18 protein-coding genes are annotated in these 20,319 nt (G+C 43.3%); 15 read left to right on the top strand and 3 right to left on the bottom strand.

The features are described from left to right. Positions 1–355 precede the first annotated feature (355 nt). The 10 genes from METLIM_RS04175 (at position 356) to METLIM_RS04130 (ending at position 10,858) form a co-directional block, all read left to right on the top strand. A complete protein-coding gene (locus METLIM_RS04175; RefSeq protein ID WP_004076667.1) occupies positions 356–760 on the top strand; it encodes a 6-carboxytetrahydropterin synthase in 405 nt (134 codons plus the stop codon). 110 nt (positions 761–870) lie between these two features. Beyond that, positions 871–1,485 carry a 7-carboxy-7-deazaguanine synthase QueE gene (locus METLIM_RS04170; RefSeq protein WP_004076666.1) on the top strand — a complete coding sequence of 205 codons (615 nt, stop codon included), beginning with the start codon at positions 871–873 and terminating at the stop codon, positions 1,483–1,485. Beyond that, positions 1,485–2,225, top strand: a complete 741-nt coding sequence (gene queC, locus METLIM_RS04165; protein WP_004076665.1) for a 7-cyano-7-deazaguanine synthase QueC — start codon at positions 1,485–1,487, stop codon at positions 2,223–2,225. The genes METLIM_RS04170 and queC overlap by 1 nt, the downstream gene beginning before the upstream one ends. 38 nt (positions 2,226–2,263) lie before the next feature. Continuing rightward, entirely contained in the window at positions 2,264–2,785 is a 522-nt protein-coding gene (locus METLIM_RS04160) for an NUDIX hydrolase (RefSeq protein ID WP_004076664.1), read from the top strand. A gap of 109 nt (positions 2,786–2,894) precedes the next feature. Continuing rightward, a complete protein-coding gene (locus tag METLIM_RS04155) occupies positions 2,895–3,722 on the top strand; it encodes an alpha/beta hydrolase (protein ID WP_157202226.1) in 828 nt (275 codons plus the stop codon). A 376-nt stretch (positions 3,723–4,098) separates the two neighbouring features. Continuing rightward, entirely contained in the window at positions 4,099–5,373 is a 1,275-nt protein-coding gene (prf1, locus tag METLIM_RS04150; protein WP_004076662.1) for a peptide chain release factor aRF-1, read from the top strand. 261 nt (positions 5,374–5,634) lie between these two features. Continuing rightward, positions 5,635–7,299 (top strand): arginine--tRNA ligase, encoded by a 1,665-nt coding sequence (argS, locus tag METLIM_RS04145; RefSeq protein WP_004076661.1) that lies wholly within the window; start codon positions 5,635–5,637, stop codon positions 7,297–7,299. Beyond that, positions 7,280–8,179 carry a 4-demethylwyosine synthase TYW1 gene (twy1, locus tag METLIM_RS04140; protein ID WP_004076660.1) on the top strand — a complete coding sequence of 300 codons (900 nt, stop codon included), beginning with the start codon at positions 7,280–7,282 and terminating at the stop codon, positions 8,177–8,179. The genes argS and twy1 overlap by 20 nt, the downstream gene beginning before the upstream one ends. Position 8,180: 1 nt before the next feature. Continuing rightward, positions 8,181–9,764 carry an O-phosphoserine--tRNA ligase gene (gene sepS / locus METLIM_RS04135; protein ID WP_004076659.1) on the top strand — a complete coding sequence of 528 codons (1,584 nt, stop codon included), beginning with the start codon at positions 8,181–8,183 and terminating at the stop codon, positions 9,762–9,764. Between the two features lie 104 nt (positions 9,765–9,868). After that, positions 9,869–10,858, top strand: a complete 990-nt coding sequence (locus METLIM_RS04130) for a DUF1848 domain-containing protein (protein ID WP_004076658.1) — start codon at positions 9,869–9,871, stop codon at positions 10,856–10,858. Between the two features lie 141 nt (positions 10,859–10,999). Here the strand turns inward: METLIM_RS04130 and METLIM_RS04125 are convergent, their stop codons facing one another. Beyond that, on the bottom strand, positions 11,000–11,563 hold the full coding sequence (locus tag METLIM_RS04125) for a DJ-1/PfpI family protein (protein ID WP_004076657.1): 564 nt from the start codon (positions 11,561–11,563) through the stop codon (positions 11,000–11,002). 385 nt (positions 11,564–11,948) lie between these two features. On the opposite strand from METLIM_RS04125, the gene METLIM_RS04120 reads away from it, so the two are divergent. The 5 genes from METLIM_RS04120 to METLIM_RS04100 all read left to right on the top strand — a co-directional run bounded on the left by METLIM_RS04120 (position 11,949) and on the right by METLIM_RS04100 (position 17,696). Next, positions 11,949–13,445, top strand: coding sequence for a DUF2193 domain-containing protein (locus tag METLIM_RS04120; RefSeq protein ID WP_004076656.1), 1,497 nt, complete (start codon positions 11,949–11,951; stop codon positions 13,443–13,445). A 16-nt stretch (positions 13,446–13,461) separates the two neighbouring features. After that, the gene (locus tag METLIM_RS04115; protein WP_004076655.1) at positions 13,462–13,671 is read left to right on the top strand and encodes a DUF2180 family protein; all 210 of its coding nucleotides are present in this window, start codon (positions 13,462–13,464) and stop codon (positions 13,669–13,671) included. A gap of 8 nt (positions 13,672–13,679) precedes the next feature. Then, positions 13,680–14,426, top strand: a complete 747-nt coding sequence (locus METLIM_RS04110; protein WP_004076654.1) for an MIP/aquaporin family protein — start codon at positions 13,680–13,682, stop codon at positions 14,424–14,426. Between the two features lie 347 nt (positions 14,427–14,773). Further along, entirely contained in the window at positions 14,774–15,880 is a 1,107-nt protein-coding gene (locus METLIM_RS04105; RefSeq protein ID WP_048145586.1) for a PAS domain-containing sensor histidine kinase, read from the top strand. 34 nt (positions 15,881–15,914) lie between these two features. After that, positions 15,915–17,696 carry an SLC13 family permease gene (locus METLIM_RS04100; RefSeq protein WP_004076652.1) on the top strand — a complete coding sequence of 594 codons (1,782 nt, stop codon included), beginning with the start codon at positions 15,915–15,917 and terminating at the stop codon, positions 17,694–17,696. Between the two features lie 251 nt (positions 17,697–17,947). Here METLIM_RS04100 and METLIM_RS04095 read toward each other — a convergent pair whose 3' ends face one another. Continuing rightward, complete coding sequence (locus tag METLIM_RS04095) at positions 17,948–18,388, bottom strand: hypothetical protein (protein ID WP_004076651.1); 441 nt, start codon at positions 18,386–18,388, stop codon at positions 17,948–17,950. A gap of 156 nt (positions 18,389–18,544) precedes the next feature. Then, complete coding sequence (locus tag METLIM_RS15400) at positions 18,545–20,299, bottom strand: PAS domain S-box protein (protein WP_004076650.1); 1,755 nt, start codon at positions 20,297–20,299, stop codon at positions 18,545–18,547. Positions 20,300–20,319: the final 20 nt, after the last annotated feature.

The following is a 20,319-nucleotide window of genomic DNA, read 5'->3' as shown; positions in this document are numbered from 1 at the left end:
AATATCTATTACTCCTGTACCTTTTCTGCGCGTTTTATTGTCCGGTATATTTATTGTGATAGTGGGTATTATTTCTCTGTAAATTCCTGAATTATTTCTTCTGATTCCAGTACAGGTCCCTGATTGGTATTATTTTGCCTTTATTCTGTCGGACTGGCGAAATTTGCATCTGTCAGTAAAATCCCGTATAAGGACTTTATTTACAGAATCTCCCTGTGCGCGCAATCTTTTATATTTCTCCGGTCTGAAATTACAGCAGATTCCGGACAGTTCTTCTGCTGCATTACAACCTGCACTGATAGTATATTCCATTACTTCTGCGGTGTAAATACTGTTAAGGAGATTTTTGATTAATATGACAATACGCATTTACAAGGAAGTCTATATTGAGGCAAGCCACAGGCTTATGCACTATAAAGGAAAGTGCAACAGGCTTCACGGGCACCAGTGGAGAGTGGAGGTCTGGGCTGAGGGCGAGACTGCCGGTGACAGCATGATTCTTATCGACTATAACCTGATAAAGGAGACTGTGAACCGCTACGATCATGAAGTTATCCTGAATAAAAACGACCCTATGGCAGAATGTATCGGCAGGTACCAGGATGTTGTAAAGACTGACGGAGATCCCACAAGTGAACTTCTCTCCGAAAGATTAGCTGCTGAAATTCAGGCAGAGTGTGATAATGCCGGAATCCGGGCAACAGTCACACGCTGCCGGGTTTGGGAGTCAACCTCCTGCTATGCGGACTGGGAGAGATAAAGCTTTGAGATCTGACCGGTTATGTCTGCCGGAAAAAGGCTTTTTGGTGATATTGTATTGTCTGGAAAACCAGGTTTCCTGAAATTGAGTTATAATCGGAGAGGCAGGATATGAAAATAGTGGAGATCTTTGGCAGCCTTCAGGGTGAAGGAAAAAATCAGGGCCGGCCAACAACCTTTGTCAGATTTTCGGGATGCAACCTCAGGTGCGCCTGGTGTGATACTCCTGAATCGCAGGATGGAAAATCGGGAGAAGAGATGACTCACGATGAGGTCATCGGTGAGATTAAAAAGAGGGGTTTTGGGCACATCTGCATCACTGGGGGAGAACCTCTGCTCTGGATGGATGAACTTGTCCCTCTGTTGGGTGCCCTTGATTCTGAAGGGTATATTATTGATATAGAGACGAACGGAACGATTGACCCGGCACCTCTGATGGATTTTGCATCGATATGTATGGATGTAAAATGCCCCTCTTCAGGTGAGGTCAGTAATCTCTCTCTTCTTAAGAGACTTCGAAACAGGGACTCTGTTAAATTCGTAGTTTTTGGGAGAGAAGATCTCGAATATGCTGAGGATGTGATAATCTCCGGTGGTTGCCTCCCGGAAACATTTATTTCTCCTGTATCCGGATCTGACTACAGAGCTGTCTCGGATTATATACTTGATAAAAAACTCCCATGTAGGATGCAGATTCAGCTGCATAAGATAATTGGTGTGAAATAATGAGTGGTAATAAAAAAGCTGTATGCCTTCTCTCCGGTGGTATGGACTCATCAACCCTTGCATATCTTGCAAAGGATATGGGGTATGATATCTATGCCCTCCATACGACATACGGGCAGAGGACTGAGAAGAAGGAGAGAGAATGTGCTGAGAAAATATCCAGGCTGCTTGGAGCAAAGGAACTTGTTGTTGTCCCGCTGGATTACTTCTCCTGCTTTGGCGGGAGTTCACTGACTGACAGGGGGCTTACTGTCCATGATCATGAGGATTCTGCGGAATCCTGCGTTGGTGCTGTTGATTTAACCGGTGATAACAATCTGTCTGTTAAGAGCGTTCCGAATACCTATGTCCCGTTCAGGAATGCAAACCTTCTCTCTCTTGCAACAAGTTATGCCGAGAGCAAGGGTGCAGATGCCATATTCATAGGTGTTCAGGCGTCAGATTACAGCGGTTATCCGGACTGCCGCCCGGAATTTATTGATGCTTTTCAGAGGGTTATAGATCTCGGCACTTCGGATGATACTTCTATTGAACTGATGACTCCATTTGTAAAGCTTAATAAAACAGAGATTTTAAAGAAGGGATTTGAACTTGGTGTGCCATATGAGTACACATGGTCATGCTACCGGGACGACCATCCTGCATGCGGGTGCTGTGACTCCTGCTATTTCAGGCTGAAGGCATTTGAAGAGGCCGGCAGAAGTGATCCGATAGAATACAGGACAAACCCCTGTGAGTAATTCTGTATGGTTATAATACTGAACGGAGTCTGATTTAAATGGCTGATATAAAAGAACCTGTTAGTGAAATATACAATGGTAAGAGGCTCAAAGTCGAGAAAGTGCTGATTGACCTTCCCGGCGGAGTCAAACTTGAGAGAATTGTTGTTAAACCCGGAGGAGCGGTTGCGATGCTTCCTGTGGATGACGAATACTGCTACCTCATTAAACAGTACAGGTATGCTGTGGACGATTACATCTATGAAGCGCCTGCGGGCACAATCGAAGATGGTGAATCTCCGGCAGATACCGCAAAGAGGGAAATTATTGAGGAAACTGGGCTCTCGGCATCTGAGATGATTCCAAAAGGATATATCTTTACATCTCCGGGATACACAAATGAGATTATATATCTCTATGAGGCAAGGGGTCTTGCCCCATCGGATGAGTTTGAAAAAGATGCGGATGAGGACATTACAGTTGTAAAAGTCAGAATAAGTGAACTTCGCGGTATGATTGAGGCTGAAAGAATAGTTGACGCAAAGACCATATGTCTCGTCTATAAATGTCTGGGGGCATAAAATAATGGCTATGCGGCCTTTTAGAAATAAAATCAATATAAATTATTCTCTCTTTTTATCTTCAGTCTTAATTGCCCTTATATTATTTTCATGCGGTTGCTCCGAAAATGTGCCTGAATCAGGTTATTCTGTCTCTGAATATGGTATTCTGTCGGTTGATAACTCTGCTTACTCCGCTTCCTCAACCGTAATCTCTCAGAAAGACGGGATTACTTCAGAAGAGGTGGTCATCTCAGCTGAAGGGGCCACGCCCTTTTATTCGGTACTCACCTATCCGCAGAACCCGTCCTGTGCGGTTGTATTTGCACCCGGTGCAGGTGTATCTGCCGCCGATCATAATTCAAGGGCTGTGAGTTATGCAGAGTCCGGCATAGCATTTCTGGCAGTCGATATCCGCGGTAATGGCGGGAAAAGTGAGGGTTATCCGCTGGATATATCAAAAGATCTCGGTTACTATCTCAATGGTGAGGTGCCCCAGTATTTCCGGATTGTCGGTGACCTGACTTATGGTGAAAGGTATCTCTCTGAAAGGTTCGGCGTGCCTGTTTATGCCGTTGGTTCATCTAATGGTGGGCGTTATGCGGCTATTGCTGCTGCGGCTGACGGAAATTTCTCCGGATATTTTGGCGTTTCAACATCCGGCTTTTTATTCCCGGAAGGTGATTACAGTGCAGCAACACTCCGCTTTATCAGAAGTATAAATCCGGATAACTACATAGGAATGATCAGCCCGTCTCCGGTTTACATATTCCATTCTCCGGATGACACCATCATTGATTTTGAGTACGGGCAGGCATTCTATGGCCTTGCAGAGGAGCCTAAGGAGTTTATTGCGTTTAACGGTAATCACGGCCTGAATGGAGAGGTTGATGAGGGCATCATCAATATCCTTTTGAGAAATGAATATTTGAGTTTAACACCTGATGCCGGATCTTAAGGTTAATATTTTTGTTCCGGAATTTCATCCGAATTTCTCCTCTGTATTTTTTATAGATTCTGCATAATGTTTTGGAATAACCGGGGTGTGGCGGAGATTATTCCAAATCATGCACTTATGCACTTATGCCGCACTTCATAGTAATAAGCAAATTTTCCGGACCATTCCGGAAAGTTCTGGATTATACTATATTATCCGGATTTTTATGACTGTTCTCCTATGAAACAGTGCACAGTTTTATTCATCATCTGTGAACCGGCTGGTTCATGAGTGACTTTGTTAATGCAGATCTTCTCTGATGATTATCCTGTTACTAAAACTTAATGCTACATACGTTGAATAATAATAAAGTTTATCAGCAGGTGAATTATAGCAGATGGCAGAAACGGTAACTGAGATTGACAGCGCAAGGAAGCGCTATGAATTTAAAAAGACTCTTGAGAAGCTCAATGAGAAGGAAGGAAGCGGAACTGAGCTTATTACAATATATATCCCTCCTGACAAGCAGATATATGATGTCACAAACCAGTTAAAGGACGAGTATGGTCAGTGTTCGAATATTAAGAGCAAGCAGACAAAGACCAATGTACAAAGCGCTATTTCTTCAATCCTCTCAAGGCTTAAGCAGTATAACAGACCTCCGGAGAATGGCCTGGCTGTCTTTTGCGGTACTGTGAAACTTGGCGGGGACAGGACAGATCTCGACTGCGTTATCATCGAACCGCCTGAACCTCTGAACCTGTATATGTACAGGTGCTCTTCTAAATTTGAGCTTGAACCCCTTCAGCAGATGCTTGTTGAGAAGGAGGTCTACGGGCTGATTGTAATTGACAGAAGGGAGTCCTATATCGGCTTTCTGAGGGGCAACAGGATTGAACCTGTGTCTGGTGTGACCTCAACAGTTCCGGGAAAACAGAGGAAGGGTGGTCAGTCTGCAATGCGTTTTCAGCGCCTGCGCCTTATTGCCATAAATGAATATTATAAAAAGGTCGGAGATCGGGCCACGGATATTTTTATGGCTGAACCTGATTTCTTTGAGAGGTTTAAGGGCGTACTTATCGGTGGCCCTACACCTACAAAGGATGAGTTTTATGCCGGAGAATTCATTCACCATGAACTCCAGAAGAGGGTAATCGGTCTCTTTGACTGCTCATACACAAACGAGAGCGGCCTTTCGGAACTTGTTGACAATGCAAGCGAGGCACTCCGCGGCGTTGAGGTTATGAAAGAGAAGGTTGTAATGGAACGCTTCTTTAAGGAACTTGTCAAGGATGACGGGCTTTCATCATATGGTGAGGAGAGCGTCAGAAAGAACCTTGAAATAGGTGCTGTTGATATCCTTCTTCTCTCCTCAGTCCTGAGAAAATCACGCCTGACAATTAAATGTCAGAATTGTGACTACGAAAAAGAGGAGACTGTGCAGGTGGAACCCGGTAAAAAGATGTCAGATATTGACTTTGGCACCTGCCCGAAATGTTCTGCGCCACTGTATATGGAAGATGAGACTGATATTATTGATGAACTTACGGAATTTGCAGATTCAAGCTCAACTGATGTTATGATTATCTCGGATGACTTTGAGGAAGGTGCAATGCTTTACAATGCTTTTGGCGGAATTGCGGCTATACTCAGGTACAGAACCGGGTACTGATTCCGGAATTTTATTCTTTTTACAGGTCTGATGATAACTGTGCAGATATATTCCGGATATGGATATCCGGAAATCCGGGGATGTTTGCCGGGTATATAACCGGCACATTCTGTTTATATCCGGAGATGACTGATGTTGTCCGTTAAATTTAATGATCTGATATGGATGTGGTGATTCTGAACGAATTTCTCTTTGAGTATCAAATTTAAATCTGAATATTCTATAAAAATAATTAATTGATTTATCCGGGGAATGAAAGATATGTTTTTCGAGACTTACGAAAGGATAGAGTCTGCTCTTATAGAGGCAACAGGCGAAGAGGATGTAATGCTTACATATGGCGGGGATCATGCTGATCTCGCCTCCACCGTGGCATTTGCACTTGCAAAGAAGAGAAGGGAAAATCCTGCAAAGATTGCAGGCGATATAACTTCTGAAATATCAGGTTCCCTCTCTAAAGCCGGTATTGAGGTAAAGACAACCGGACCTTATATCAATTTCATATTTGGTCCGGAATATACAGAAAGCGTGATTGCCAGGGCTGTTCTGGACGGTTACGGCAGTCTTCCGGTAAAGAACAAACGTATCAGTATTGAGCATACCAGCGCCAACCCAAACGGTCCGCTTCATGTAGGGCATATAAGAAATACCGTTATCGGTGATACACTTACAAGAGTCCTGAAAAAAGCCGGTTACAGAGTTGAGGCAGAATATTACGTCAATGATATGGGCCGGCAGATTGCCATAGTCTCATGGGGATTTGAAACTCTTGGTATTGAGAGGGAAGAAGGTGAGAAGGGCGATCACTATGTGGCAAGGGTCTATGTTGCTGCAAACCGTTCGATTGAGGCAAAACCGGAGATCAAGGGTGAGATCAACCACAGGATGGCCTTAATTGAACAGGGTGATCCTGAGACTGTCCGAAAGTTCAGGGAGGCCGTGCTGCTCTGCCTTGACGGCATGAAAGAGACTCTCCTTAAGATGAATGCAAAGCACGACCGCTTCATCTTTGAATCCGATTTTGTTAAAAACGGCCTCATGCTCAATGTCCTTCACAGGCTTGAGGCTCTTCCGGAAGCGAAGTCTGACGGTTCGCTCTCACTTGACTTAAGTGAATTCGGCTTTGAGAAGGAGTATTTCCTCCGCCGCTCTGATGGTACATCTGTTTATGCGGCAAGGGATCTTGCATTTCACGAATGGAAAGGGGATAACTTTGACAGGGTTATTGATGTCCTCGGTGCTGACCACAAGCTTATCGGAACCCAGCTTCAGGCAACCATGAAGCTTCTCGGCGACCGTGTGCCTGACATTGTCTTCTTTGAGTTTGTATCTCTTCCTGAAGGTTCGATGAGCACAAGAGCGGGAAAATTCATCTCGGCAGATGAATTAATTGACAAGGTGAGGGAGCAGGCATTTGAGGAGGTAACAGTCCGAAGACCTGAACTTCCTGAGGGTGAGAGATGGGATATTGCCCGTTCTGTCGCCGCCGGAGCAATAAGATATGACATTATCCGGGTTTCACAGGAGAAGAGCACGGTATTTAACTGGACTGAGGCGCTTGACTTTGAGAAGCAGAGTGCACCGTATATCCAGTATGCACATGCGAGGGCATGCTCTATTCTGGATAAGGCCGGCGATTTTGAGATTATTGCAAAAGCAGAGTCTGAGCAGGAAATAGCACTTGCGAAACATATTGCACTCTTCCCGAAAGTTATTGACGAGATTTCAAAAGAGCTTCGGCCTCATATCCTTGCAATTTATGCGCGGGAACTTGCTGACCAGTTCAATACATTCTACAGGTTTAATCCGGTTCTCAAAGCTGAAGGGGAACTCCGGAATTCAAGATTAACACTCGTAAAGGCAGCACAGAATACTCTCAAAGAGGCACTGGAGACTCTTGGTATTGATGCAGTCCGAAGCATGTAGGTCACTGATAAAACAGGGCTATCAGTTCTTCTCTAAAAAATCATCCGCAGCTCTTAAGCCGTGCATGTGGAACAGGAGAGCACTTTCCGGCGGCGATATGTGCTATAAACACCAGTTTTATGGCATAGACAGCCACCGGTGCGTCCAGATGACTCCTACGCTGAAATGCAACCAGAGGTGCCTCTTCTGCTGGAGGTCAATGGAGCATGAGATTGTGGAAGAGGAGGAGTGCCCTCCGGAAGTTATAGTGGGCGGGATTAAGAAGCTTCAGAAGAAGTCGCTTGCCGGATATAACCCAATAGTTGAGTCGAGCACTGCCACTCCCAGGATGTGGGAGGAGGCACTTAATCCAAATATGGTTGCGATCTCACTCTCCGGTGAGCCTACCTGCTATTCCCGGCTTCCTGAACTGATCGATATTTTAAACGCCGGAGGTAATACCACATTTCTGGTCTCAAACGGAACAAGACCGTGGATGATTGAGAAGTGCAGCCCTTACCAGACATATATTTCACTGGATGCACCTGAGAGGGAGACATATCTTAAGATCTGCCGTCCGGTTGAGGACTACTGGGACAACATTAATGAAAGCCTCTCCCTTCTTGGCGGAAGAAGGTCGGCTGTGAGAACTACCGTTGTTCTGGGTATTAATGACCATACGCCTGAAGGTTATGCGAAGATGTACCAGGATTCCGGTGCAGACTTTATAGAGGTGAAGGGGTATATGCACCTCGGTTTTTCAATGAAAAGGCTTGTCCGGGATGCAATGCCTGAACATTCACAGGTAAGGGCTTTTGCAGAGGAGATTGCAAAGTACTGTGATTATAATATACATGATGAAAGCCCTGTATCCAGGGTTGTATGCATGACGAGGGAGTAATATGAGATTTGATTCTGAAGAATTCAGGGCACTGGCCAGAGAGGATTTCGATGGCGCATGGCATAAGGGAGCGGAGTTTATTCCAAAGGCTCCTGTATCAAAGAGCTACCCCAGGGGTAAATTTGTAAGGGCAAAGGCACATCCGGTTGCAGAGACCATCCAGCGTTTAAGGGAGGTTTATCTATCGATGGGCTTTGACGAGGCCAGAGTTCCCCTGTTTATAGATGAAAAGGATGTATTCAGACAATTTGGCCCTGAAGCAAATGCTGTTCTTGACCGTGTTTTTTATCTCGGCGGCCTTCCAAGACCCAATGTCGGGATCGGCAGAAAACAGATCGGGCGGATATCCGAGCTTACAGGGGTAACTGTAACTGAAGAGACTGAGGAGAAACTCAGAAGAACCCTTCATGCCTACAAGAAGTCCGAGATTGACGGTGATGACCTTACACATGAGATCGCCTCTGTGCTTGGTGCTGATGACGGTATCGTTGCCGGCATGATGGACGAGGTATTTCCGGAATTTAAGGAGCTCGCTCCTGAGTCGTCAAGGACAACTCTCCGGTCACATATGACCTCCGGATGGTTCCTCTCACTCGGAGAGATGTGGGATAAATCACCCCTGCCCATAAAGCAGTTCTCAATTGACAGGTGTTTCAGAAGGGAGCAGGAGGAAGGCCCTACAAGGCTTATGACATATCATTCTGCTTCATGTATAATTGCCGGTGAAAATGTCACTCTTGAGGATGGAAAGGCTGTCACTGCCGGACTTTTATCCGCATTTGGCTTTACTGATTTTGAGTTCAGGCCTGATGAGAAGAGGTCAAAGTATTATGTACCGGATACTCAGACTGAGGTCTACGCAAAGCATCCTGTTCACGGGTGGGTTGAGGTTGCGACATTTGGTATGTACAGCCCATATGCCCTTTCAGCTTACGGGGTTGAAGTTCCGGTTATGAACCTTGGAATGGGTGTTGAGCGCCTTGCAATGATTGAATATGAGTCAGACGATGTGAGGGTTTTAACCTATCCACAGATGTATCCGCGTGAATATTCCGATTTTGAACTTGCAGGTGCAGTCGGGCTTAAGGAGGAGCCTGCAACTCCGGAAGGTATCACGATTGCATATGTCATTGAAAAGACGGCCGTATCAAATGGTGATGCGGAAAGCCCCTGTGAATTTCTGGCATATGAATCTGATGATTTCTGTGGTATGAAACTGAAAGTTTATGTCGAAGAGCGTGAGGAGAACTCAAAACTTCTTGGCCCTGCGGCGGGAAATGAGATCTTCATATCAGACGGAAAGGTTCTCGGTGTTCCTGACACAAAGAGTTTTAAAAAGGTGAGGGATAAGGGAGTTAATTCATATATCTCATATATCTCTGCGATTTCAAACCTTGCTGCTGCAAGAATTGAGGAGTCTGCCCTTACCGGAGAATCAGGGGAGATTCAGGTTAAGATGGCCAAACTTCCATCAGATCTCAATATTAAAATAGAACCCTGGGGAATGAGATATATTACAGACCGGGGACTGAAAGTGGACCTCAGGGGTCCTGTATTCACTGCTGTCAGATGGAAATTTGAATAATTCAGTTATTCTTATTTTTATGATTATAATCGTGATCTCTCTAATTATCTGACCTGTTTATCTGATAAAAAAATATAGTAAATAAATTCAGTGTCCTGGTTTTTATGAATCTCTCTGATTTTTCCGGTTCTGCTGCGGTAAAATCTTTAGCTGGTGGTGGGGGTGAATATCCGCCTTTACGCCCCAAAATCCTTTCTGTCAGCAGAACTACAGATATTCCGGCTTTTTATCCGGAATGGTTTATATCCCGACTCAATGCAGGTTATTCTGTTAAAGTAAACCCCTATAACAGAAGGAGGCGCAGGATAGTCTATGATGATGCAGGATTGATTGTATTCTGGTCAAAAAATCCGTCTCCTCTTATTCCTTATCTCCGGGAAATTGACAGGAAAGGGCTAAGATACTACTTTCAGTTCACTTTAAACGACTATGACCGTGAGGGTTTTGAGAGAAATGTGCCCCCGCTTTCTGAGAGAATTGAGACATTTAAGATGCTTTCGGAAGTTTGCGGACCGGAAAAAGTGATCTGGCGTTTTGATCCTCTCATTCTCTCTGATACTATCTCTGTTGAGACACTTACCGGAAGGATTGAGAGCATCGGGGAAGAGATACATCCATACACAGAAAAACTGGTCTTCAGTTTTATCGACCTTTATAAAACTGTAGAGCGGAATATCAAAAATTCCGGGATAAAAGCTGCGAAGCCGGTCCGGGAGTTTTCATATGATGAAGTGATTGAGATTTCAGAGGAGATTGGCAGGTTTGCCGGGAAGTGGGGCATAAAATGCGCCACATGCGGTGAGGATTATGAGCTCCGGGATTTTGGTATTGATAAAAACCGGTGTGTTGATCCTGATTTAATATCCCGCATTTGTGCTGATGATCCGGATATGGTCCGTTATCTTGCCCGGCATGCTAAGAAGGACAAAGGGCAGCGCCCTGCCTGTGGCTGTATCGAAAGTGCTGATGTAGGATGCTATAATACATGCCCGCATCTCTGTGCTTACTGTTATGCCAACCGTTTTCCTGAGAAGGTGAAGGTGAATTATCGTGCCTTCCGGAAAAATCCCGATTCAGAAACTCTCTGCCTTTAATCCCTTAATTTTTCTTCTTTCTCCTGAATTATCCAGGTCTATATCCGGAATTTGTGGTTACGGATTTATCATGGTGGTAGCACTTTTTTTTTTTGGTGTAATTCCCCCAATTATGTTCGTTTTCCGGATTGTCCGGATATTTTATACTTCAGGAGTCTTCAGAAATGCCTCTGCCATTCTTCTGCCAAATTCCCCTGCTGCTTCCGGGCCATCTGCTGTAATGATATTGCTGTCTGTTACCACCTGATCGCTGCTGATTCTGGCATCTGCTTTTTTTAATATCCTGAGTGCCGCACTGTCTTTAAATACCGTAACTTCACGTGACTTTAATATTCCTGCATTTGCAAGGACTGCCGGTGAGAGACAGATAGCCCCCACCGGCTGTTTTTCAATGTCAAATCTTCTGACAATTTCATGGAGTTCTTCATTGTTCCACAGGTATTCGGGTGCCCCTGACCCTCCGACTATCATGAGTGCACTGTATTCAGCATCTCCTTTTCCGCTTCTGATTGTCTCCAGAATATCCTTTAAATCCGTTTCTGCATAAGCATAAGCACCAAGCATTCCCCTTGCCTGTCCCTTCTCTGTTGATACTATCTCATACTCTATGCCGTTTTCTTCAAATACTGCAACAGGTTCGTTCAGTTCTTCATCACGGAAGTTTTCCGGAGCAATGACTACCAGAATTTTTCTCTTCTTTATCATTTTTGGTACCCCCTTTTTTAATATGGCTTATAGTTTCAAACCGGATAAGTATGATCTTTATCCTGAAAAAAAGTTATGCTGCATTATTGACCTCTGTTGTCCCATATATTCCGGGGCATTCATTTGTTGTTTTATATATCGTATGTCCTTATCATAATGGTGCCTGATTCTGAGGTTTTGTTCCGGCAGATATCCAAGACCAAAATTTGTGGTTTCTATACACTTAAATCTATCTCAGGTTAATTTTTCCTTCTGTTAAATGAGTTTATTTTTTTCCTTTTTTTAACTGCATTCCTGTAATATTTATCATAAATTTCTCAGGCTGAAAAAGGAATAAATATTATCCCGTCATTAGTAAAACTGACCTGAATGGAGGTATAATGAAATGACCATATATGAAAAAATGATAAATGAGGCAATGGGGGCACAGTATGCTGATGTTTCCATCCTCAAAGAGAAGAGAGGGAAAGATTTCAAAGTTGCTGATGGTAAGCCATATGTTGATGCCGTAAATAAGATGACTGTTGCCGATGGTCAGTCAGAGGCAGTTTTTGGGCTGCATAAGATTTCAGTCAATGCCCATTTTGACAATTTAAAGGCACTTACCAATTATGTCAGGCCTGAGGATGATCCTTTTGTTGAGCATTATCAGACTCCGGCAGTGCTTGAACTGCTGTATGCCGAGGATGACGCATTTAAGAAGAGCGTTGATAAGTTTATTGAGCAGATTGGTAAAGAGGAGGCTCTCATTGGTCTTGAATCTGCACGAAGATATGCCGGATTTTATGGGCCGACCTGTGTCGTTGACTTTGCTATGATTCCGGGCAGCACAAGTAATATTGTAAACCAGATCCTGAGGAAGACCGATATTCCTGAGGACCACAAAAAAGCTATCCTTGCCGCAAAGTCATGGGGTATGAATACATCCTATGGTGCAGGCGATGTATTTGCCCATGAAATTGAGGGAGGATCAACACTCGCATCTGCTGTTGAAAAGGAGATTGCTGAGTTGAAGTACATCTATGAACAGCCTGTAAGTGCACAGGCAGATCTTATGGATTCACTTGGTATGAATTCATTTGATCCCCGGAAATACATGGACGGTTATAAAAAGGCTATTAAGCCTGCCGTGATGGCGGCACTTGATGACGGGGTTCATTATGCAAATATTGTCACTATCCCTGCATACTGTGTAGGTGATATTGCCCACCACATCGCCCAGTCCACATACAATATGTGTAAGGATGATATGGTAATGGGAATCATTGAAGCGGTAACAGAAGTTATTGATAACTCTCTGCGCCAGAATATAGATAAGTTTAAAAGTCCCTATCAGGTGCTGAGTGTCGCAACCGGCTCGAGTGCCGCTGCTGCTGAGTATATCCTTGAGCTTGATGGTTTTAACGGCCTTTCTGTTGTTGAACTACTGACAAAGAGGTTCCACAACTTTGTTCAGCTGTATCCAACAAGGGGCGCCGCTGCGGAACTTCACAACTGCGACTTTATGGATATGGTGTACCGCGGATGGGGCATTATGGACAGGGCGAGAAAGATCAAAGCCGGAACTCCGGCAGGACTTAAACCCAATGTCAGTGGTTTAAATATTGATCTATCTCCTGTTGATAATCATGACGTGATTCAGAATCCGCAGAGGTATGTCTATCCGGCATGTGCAATTACTGTCAGGTTCGCTGCCATGATGAGTCTTGCGGACTATCCGTGCCTGCTCACATCAGAGCCGATTACAGCAACGATGATGACAAATGTCATTGCTCTTGATAAGAATACCGCAGCTGCTCCGGTTCGTGCATGCAAGAACTGTGCTTCTGCCTCCTGTGTTGACTTCCGGCACCAGTACTGCCAGTATCGTGATGCAGTCTGAAATAATGGTGATGTGAATGAAATGCTACATATGCGCTAAAAACGGCGTTGACTCTGATGCTGTAGCGGTGTGCATAGTCTGCGGTATGGGTCTTTGCATGGAGCATGCAATCCGTGAGGATAATGATGTGTGGGAGGGAGGTTATCCCTTCCCTGCATCCCGTATTTCAAAATCTCTGCCAAGAATATTATGTCCTGACTGCCACAATGCAATGAAGAAGAATTGAGGTTTAACATGGTTTCCCTTGTAAAAAGATCAGTTGCTGAACTGATTGGAACTGCACTTCTGGTCTATTTCGGTGCAGGTTCTGCTGTCATTGCACTGCTGCTCACACAGGGCAGTGTTCGTGGATCTGAGTATTCCATAGGCATTGGTGATGCCGGTGGCCTCTCGACGTGGCTTGCTATAGGTATGGCATTTGGTATTGTAATTGCAGCTGTAATTTACGCATTCGGCAGAGTTTCCGGAGCGCATATAAATCCGGCTGTGACTATTGCTCTGTGGGCTAAAGGGAAGTTCCCTGCCGGTGATACGGGTGCATATATCATTGCACAGCTTATTGGTGGAGTTGTTGGAAGTCTTCTCTTTGCGTTCTCTGTCGGAGATCAGGCTGTACTTATCGGCGGTCTTGGTGCTACTGCACCTTTCCCCGGAATATCTATGGGTGAGGCAATACTTGCTGAATTTATAGGGACTTTTGTCCTGATGTCGGTGATTATGGGTGTGGCAGTTGATGAGAGGGCACCAAGTGGTTTTGCAGGCCTTATTATCGGACTTACTGTTGCCGGAGTCATCACAACTATAGGGAATATTTCAGGAGCATCGATCAATCCGGCACGTTCTTTTGGCCCTATGATTGGCGACCTGCTGCTTGGCGGACCAAATGTTACGGGCAGTTTTATAATCTATCTGGTTGGCCCGATATTAGGTGCAGTTGCTGCTGTATTCCTGTATGAGTGGATTAATAAAGAGGATTCATAATAAAGATTGAACCAATGATATTGCATTGCGATATGCGCAAATCAGTAATCTCATCTGATCTGCGTGATTAATCTTTTTAAAAATCTATTTTTTTATTTAATCGTTTTTTGAGGGAATATACGGGTTACTGCATATTTTTTCATATGTCAGTACTTTATATTGTCGGGTGCACAATACCATTAACTGTGAATATTTCATTATATTTTGTGTGCCGGACAGTCACTCGTGAACTGCGTTTCTCATCAATATATAATTCAGATATAATTTGTGGGATTTTTGCTGATGATAGTAATATTCTGTAGTAATTCTCTGAAATAAATAACAGGTAATTGTTGGGGTGCCGGGAATTGAAGGATAAAAGAGATAATAACGGGAATAATATGCCTCAGAATGATTTATCTCCGGAAAAAACTGAAGAAAGGGTTTCTAAAGCTATCTGGGAGAGCGATCTTGGTGTATGGGACACTGATCTTAGTGACTATGCACAGGTTGTAAACCGGCGTTGGGCTGAGATGCTCGGTTACGGTTCGGAAGATTTACCTGATGATCCTGCTTACTGGCTTAGAATTATTCATCCGGACGACTACGATAAAGTGATTGATGCTGTTAATTCTCATGTGTCAGGTGACAGCCCTTATTATGAGGCTGAGTTCCGTATGCTGTGCCGTGATGGCACGTGGAAATGGATATTCAGCAGTGGAAAAGTTTCAGAATGTGATGAGAGCGGAAAACCTACCCGAATTTCCGGTGTGCACCTCGACATAAATGACAGAGTTTCCGTAATAAATACTGTCCGTGAGGCCAACCGGAAACTTAACCTCTTCTCAGGAGTTATCCGTCATGATGCAATGAATCAGCTTACTGCCGCCTTTGGCTACGCTGATCTTCTCCGTGGTGAGATTGCCTCCGATTCTGATGCTGCTTTGTATCTGAACTCCCTTGAAAAGGCCTTAGATAATATCTATGAGCAGATTACATTTACAAAACTGGTCAGCATGCTTGGTTCTGAAGATCCTGCCTGGCAGCCATTCTGCCGGCTCATTGAAAGATCGGTTGAGGAGACGAGGTTTACAAATTTAACAGTAGATGATTATGCTAAGAATCTTAATATCCTTGGAGATAATCTTTTTTACCGGATATATTCTGTGCTGTTTGAAAATGCACTCCGGCATTCAGAAAATCCTGATGTCAGTATAACCATCGGCTTCAGGGAAGATGGTGATTATGCTGTTATGTGCGTATCTGATGACGGATGCGGAGTTCCGGATGAAAAAAAGGACCTCATATTTGAGAAAGGTTTTGGTGAGGGGACCGGGCTTGGGCTGTTTCTTGTAAAAGAACTCCTTCTGATGCACAATATGCAGATTCGTGAATGTGGAGTTTATGGTAGTGGCTGTATTTTTGAGATACTGATGCCGAAGGGGACATATAGACTTGGTCCGGCTGTCAGATAATATTAATAATGTATCTGCTTTATAGGTTAATCTGATGGATATTCAGATTATCCTTACTCTCTTTGTCCTTATACTGACAGTTTTTCTCTTTGTAACCGAGATTCTGAGATCTGATGTAAGTGCACTTATTGTCCTTACAACACTTGTTATTCTTGGACTTGTATCACCCCAGGAGGCATTTCAGGGTTTTTCAAGTGAGGCTGTAATTGCTATCGCCGGAGTTATGGTCATCTCATCCGGGATTCAGAAGACCGGGCTTATGATAAAGGCAAGCAGATATATTCTGGATATTGCAGGCCGGAATGAGAAGAGGCTTGTTGGTGTTGTTTCAATATTTGAGGGGTTTATATCTGCTTTTTTGCAGAATGTAGGTTCTGCTGCCCTTTTTATTCCTGCACTTATGAGAATCTCAGGGATTACAGGTATTCCTTCACGCAGAATTCTGCTGCCAATAGGGTATGCGGCAATTATTGGTGGCACAGTTACAATGATTGGTTCGGCCACGCTGATACTGGTGAACGATTTTCTTACCTCGGCCGGATACAGTCCTTACGGTCTTTTTGATGTAACTCCTGTGGGTATAGCGCTTGTTATAACAGGTGTTGCATATTTCTTCTTCTTTGGAAAATATGTACTTCCTGAGTCGGACAATCCGGAGAGCGATCCGGAGCAGGAAAAAATTGTTAAATCCTGGAATCTTGTCTCTTCCATCTATTACGTGCGGGTTGTGGGTACCGGCAGTTTAAAGGGTGTAACCCGGCAGGAGGCAGAACTGTCAAAGAATTATAATCTTCATCTGATTGCCCTGCTCCAGAACAATGATGTGCTGTATGCCCCGTGGGTACATACCAAATTTTCAGACGGTCAGATTCTCGCACTGATGGGGGTTAAGGAGGATGTCGGGAGATTCTGCAGTGACTTTGGTGTGACCATTGTTCCGGGGGGAAAACTTGCAGATTCGATGTCAAACGATCTTGTGGGGTTTGCAGAGATAATAATCAGGCCTAAGAGTCATGTTGCCGGGAAAAGTATCTATGATCTGAATTTCCGGAAAATTTACGGTCTTGAGCCTCTCATTGTTTTCTCCGGACAGAGTGAGGAGAGTGCAGAGTTTTCTGACAGGCTCCTCAATGCAGGTGATACAATCGTTGCGCATGGTCCCTGGGATAATATCCGTAAAATTTCCAGTGATCCTGATTTCTTTGTCACTACACATATTGAGGGTGATACATACCGCAGAACAAAGGAAAAAGGTGCACTTGCATGTTTCCTCTGTTCCATATTTCTGACATTTACAGGTCTTTCGATTGCAGTCTCTTTTCTTATCGGTGCAATTGGCATGATACTTCTTGGGGTGCTGTCCTCTCACGAGGCGTACAGGTCGGTTGAATGGGAAGTTATCGTCTTAATCGGCGGTATATTTCCTATCTCTGTCGCTCTCTCGGATAGTGGTTTTGCCTCATGGATCTCCGGTTTTATAGGTACATATCTTGCCGGTGATCTTCTGATTTTTCTTGTCGCAACCGGAATTGTGATGACCGTTTCAACGATTATTATGACCAATATCGCATCCACGGTTGTATTTGTGCCAATTTTTATTCAGATGTCTTCTGATCTCGGAATTAATCCTGCACCTGTGGCACTGCTTGCCGGGATATGTGCATCGAATTCCTTTCTTCTTCCGACACATCAGGTGAATGCGCTTATTAAATCTCCGGGCAATTACAAAAATTCTGATTTCATACGTGCCGGTTTTGGGATGACAGTTCTCTTTCTGGTGGTCTCTGTGGGCCTGATCTATCTCTTTTATTACTGATGCCATACCCGATGTAAACGGTCATCAGAAAAATGGTCTTCTTTTAACCGATATGGTGTAAATGGTCGCCGGTTATTCACCCGGCACTTTTTTTCTTAAGAGATCAGAAAATCATCTGCAATGGCTGAATTATGATTTTCCGGCAGGGGCAATTGCAATGGCAGTTATTTTGATTTCGTGCTTTCCGGATGAATTGTCTGAATGTAAAAAAAATAGATATATGTTTTTTTATTTTGAGTTAATATTTGTTTTCAGGAGAATACTGAGATATCAATCTCAATATTCTTTATCTCTGCTTCTTCTGCTTCCCTTATTATTTCAGGATCTTCTGTATCTTTTTCACTGACAAATGCCAGAAATTCCCTGTATGATCTCCTGCATGTATCACATTCGCAGAAATTAAGGAGCATTTCCCCGTCAAAGAGCAGTTTGTATGCAAATATCCTTCCCGGTAGGTCAAGTTCTTCAAGTCTGCACGGGGTTATGGTTTCAGCTTCTGTTTTGATATTATCACTGTTTTCACTCGATTCTGTGGTTATATTGCCGGCTTTCTGGCTTTCATTTTCTGTTTTCAGAAAATGAGTTTCTCCTTCCGGAAAATATGTTTTGTGGCAGTTCCAGCATGTCTTTGTGTAAGGTGTTCCCCGCTTTCCGCAGTTGTCGCAGATCTGATATTCTGGTAATTCTTCCATGCAGTTATTTTGTATTTGAATGCTTATTTATTGAACTGTTTTATTCTGATATTATATTGCACTGCATAATGTTTTGGGATAATCGGAGTTTAACGGAGATTTATAATATATTTCAGAACTGCTGATTGTGAATGCAGTTCCTCTCCGGCATTGAAGTTAATGGTTAGTATCAAATCTTATATCTTCCAGGGGCACTTTTAATTCAAATATTACCCCCTCACCAAAAGTTCCTGTCTCTCTTATCTCAATTCCGGTTATAGAGAGTATCTCCCTTATGAGGTACAGGCCATATCCCTGATTGCTGCCGTACCCTGCCTTAAATATTAATTCTTTTTTGTCTTCCGGAATTCCGGGGCCATTGTCGCGGTATAATATTATATATGAATCTTCATCTGCGGTAAGACTCAGGCTTATCTCTGAGAGTCCTTCTGCATGCATAATGGAGTTGCCGATTAAATTTGCAAATATCTTCTCTAGCATGGGATCGGCGAATATATGCACGCCATTAATTTCAGAATTTATTTTAACTCCGGGATTTAATGAGACCGTCCTGGTGCAATTTTTAATGATTTCTCCCAGGTCCTGCCACTTAGGTGGTTTACAACCCATATCCTGGTAGTCTCTGCTGAACTCTATCTGTTTCTGAATTATCTGGACTGCTTTTTCAGTATTATTCAGATATTTCTCGATGTTTCTCTCTTTGCAGTCTTCTTTTGCAAATTCAAGATTTGCAAGTGCGACCATTATCTGGTTTATAATGTCGTGCCTTGTAATTGATGCAAGTATGCTGAGTTTTTTTGATGCTACATTTAAGGCTTCTTCATTCTTTTTTCTGGATGTAATGTCTCTTAATATCGTCTGGATTACTTTGGTGTCGGGATCGACAAGACTTGATCTTAAATCAGCGACCAGTCTTGGTGCATTCTCTCTTTTAATTGTGATTTCAGTGTTATAATATCCTTTTAAGGTCATATCGGCCATTATCCTTTCCGGTATTATCTTTTCCTCAAATGTTATCAGGTCCGCAAAATTCGTATTTTTTATTTCGTCATATCCAGCATTAAACAGCATTAAAGCCTGTTTATTGGCATCATATATTTTTCCTTGTGCCGAGTGGATTATTATTGCATCTGTTGACTGCTGGAATAACTTCTGAAATCTGTTCTTGCTTCTTTTAAGGATTTTTTCAGTCCTTTTTTTATCTGTTATATCGATGAATGATATGAGTATAATATTTAGTTCTGATATGTACCTGGCTTTTGCAATAACGTAGTATTTTTTGCTTTTTGCTGCATTAAGCTTAAGTTCTATTCCTTTTCCGGATGTGAATTCAGTAAATCCGGACGAAATGTTCTCTTCATCGTCATCATTTTCTTTGATCAGTTTATTTATGATTCTCACTGACTCATCATCAAGCAGGTCATTCCAGCTGATTCTTCTCAGTTCTTTTAAACTGTAACCTGTAAGTTTTGAGAAATCCCAGTTGCAGTGAATAATATTCATTGAATTGTCAGTAATTGCTGTAGCTGCACCTGAACTTTCAAAAAGGTGTGAATATTTGACTGAGTCTTCCCTGATTGCAAGTGAAATTGTGGCAATCATTGCAGATATGCCAATGTATATTATGCTTTTTATGATTGTGATGGAGATTATATATGCATCTTCGGAAACGATGGCAGATATGAATATCAGCAGAATGGAGAGTAGTGCTGCAAAATAAAATCCTTTTTTTGGAAACCAGAGTGCAGTCAGTGAGATTGGTATCAGATAGAGTTCCGGGAAAAGTATCTCTATCTTAAGATAAAGGCAGATACCTGTCAGTATTAGTGCTGATATTGTAAGTGCTGTTACTATTAAGGCTCTGTACTGGTATATGCCGGTTTTTCGCTGTAAAAAATCGCTTTTAATCATTTATCTGATTTATCTGCTAC

It is taken from the genome of Methanoplanus limicola DSM 2279 (assembly GCF_000243255.1).
GTDB lineage: Archaea > Halobacteriota > Methanomicrobia > Methanomicrobiales > Methanomicrobiaceae > Methanoplanus > Methanoplanus limicola.
The sequence above is the reverse complement of the archived record's forward strand: the minus strand, read 5'-3'. Positions and strand labels throughout refer to the sequence as shown.